The organism is Cedecea sp. (assembly GCF_036500665.1).
Classification (GTDB): Bacteria; Pseudomonadota; Gammaproteobacteria; order Enterobacterales; family Enterobacteriaceae; genus Cedecea.
In genome coordinates, this window is record NZ_DASYBS010000191.1 from 1 (window position 1) to 1,793 (window position 1,793).

At 55.9% G+C, this 1,793-nt stretch carries 2 protein-coding genes and 1 pseudogene; all 3 read right to left on the reverse strand.

The window, feature by feature from the left end:
* Positions 1-768: pseudogene (locus tag VGM55_RS27280) on the reverse strand (hypothetical protein); the annotation flags it as partial.
* A complete protein-coding gene (locus VGM55_RS27285; protein ID WP_331637320.1) occupies positions 755-1,342 on the reverse strand; it encodes a YmfQ family protein in 588 nt (195 codons plus the stop codon). The gene VGM55_RS27285 and the pseudogene VGM55_RS27280, both read right to left, overlap by 14 nt.
* Position 1,343: 1 nt before the next feature.
* Positions 1,344-1,793, reverse strand: a 450-nt coding sequence (locus tag VGM55_RS27290) for a baseplate J/gp47 family protein (protein ID WP_331637321.1), incomplete at its 5' end; no start/stop codon positions are given.

Here is a 1,793-nt window from a genome sequence, read left to right on the forward strand (position 1 = left end):
GGCACCTGCGCGAATGGACCCGTTCGCGGTAAAGGCGTTATCGTTGGGGTTAAACATCCAGATATGGTCGCGCCCCTGGTCATCGAGAATATGAATACAGCCAGAGGGGAAATCATTTTTTCCGGAGACCAGCACCCCGTAGCTGATGGCGGCCTGATACCCTGTACCCGCCGTCTGCACGGTCGCTTTACTCATGGGCAGATACACGTTCCCGCTGGCGCTGTAACCGGCCGAATAAAACAGGGCACGCCGGTCAGCAAGCTGGCCCTGAAAGGCACCGCCACCGGGCCACGCCCCCTCTTTTGTTGAATAGTGATCCGCATTATCGAGCCAGGCCACTTCACCACCCGCAACCGGAACAGCACCGACATTCGCTGCAGTGGCATGGCCGTTGACTAACACACGCCCCTCCGTCGCATCCCCTTTAGCGGTCTGGACATCCTTTACGGCCGCCTTTCCCAGTCCCAGGTTAGAACGGGCGACGGCCTTATCAACCAGGTCAGAAAGATTTCTGTTTCTGATTAGCGCGTCAGGAATTTTTGAATCGACTAATGTCTGAATAGCCTGGTAGAGCTGATCATGCTGCTCTTTGTTCAGCACCAGCCCGGAGGATTCAATCACATGACAAATTTCCTCCTGAAGAGCATCCCACATTTCGCTGTTCAGATCTGTGGCCCGGCGTCCGGTGGAAGGGTCACCGCTGGTAAACCCATTTTTACCCGCACCAAATTTATCAGGTTGTGCTGTTGGGGTGTCAATTCTGTGCATCTTTCGTTCCTTTCGGATAAGCAAAAACTACTACTGTGTGAGAGGGACAAAGCTTGTCGATAACGCATTCGGCTACCGTGTCGCCCCAGGTGCGGATTGCCGAGTTACAGGCGCTGATGCAGGTTTGCCAGGTCACGTTTGCGTCTGCCGGGATATTCACCTGCCAGTAGAAGCGGTATTTGTCGCCCCACTCCGGGTCCGGGCTGGCATCAAGGTTCTGAAACTGGTCAATCGTCGCTGTTTCATAACCCAGGGCGTCGAGCTGGTTACGATAAAACTGTTCATTAATACCGCCGATCACGTTGGCTCTGGCGTCAAGCCGCTGCTGCCGCTGCTGCAGTGTTTGCACGCCCGGCGGTGCACAGGGATCAGGGAGGCCGTAAAGCTTCTCGTACCGGTTAATCAGTTCAGTGGTTTGCGCGGGGTCAATTTCCCGCATCAGGTCACTACCGCGCTGATGAACCCGGGTCAGCGACGGGGCAAGACCATCAAGAAGAGGATTATCCCCCTCCCACGCGGGCCCCCGCGGTAAGAGGTGATAAAGCAGTTCCGTATACTCATCATTCAGCGCCATACTATGCCGTTGCCTCCGTATAAGGTGCCCAGGTGATTTCACCCAGCACCGGTAATTCTGTTCTTCCCGGCACAATATCTATGGCCGGCGCGACGATTTGATGAGCCACTTCGCCCGTCGCGAGGCTTATCGCCTCGCCAATATGGGAATGATAAATTTTGCCCCCCGGCGCCCCGTCACGCAGCATGAGAGCATTCAGCTCGGCCGCTACGGCAGCCCTGATTTCCGGCGTATCTTTTGCCAGTGCGATCGTCACTGGAATAATTTTTTCGGTAGCGGCAAAGACAAACAATCCGGCACCGGCCACCGGCGCGACAGGCAAAATATGGTTGCGCACCTGCTGAATAAGATCATCGCCAGGCGCAGGATGTTGCGGGTCACTGGTGGCAACCATCACACCTACCGTGCCGGTTCCCTGGTAATGCCGGAATGTCCATGCCCGGGTAATACC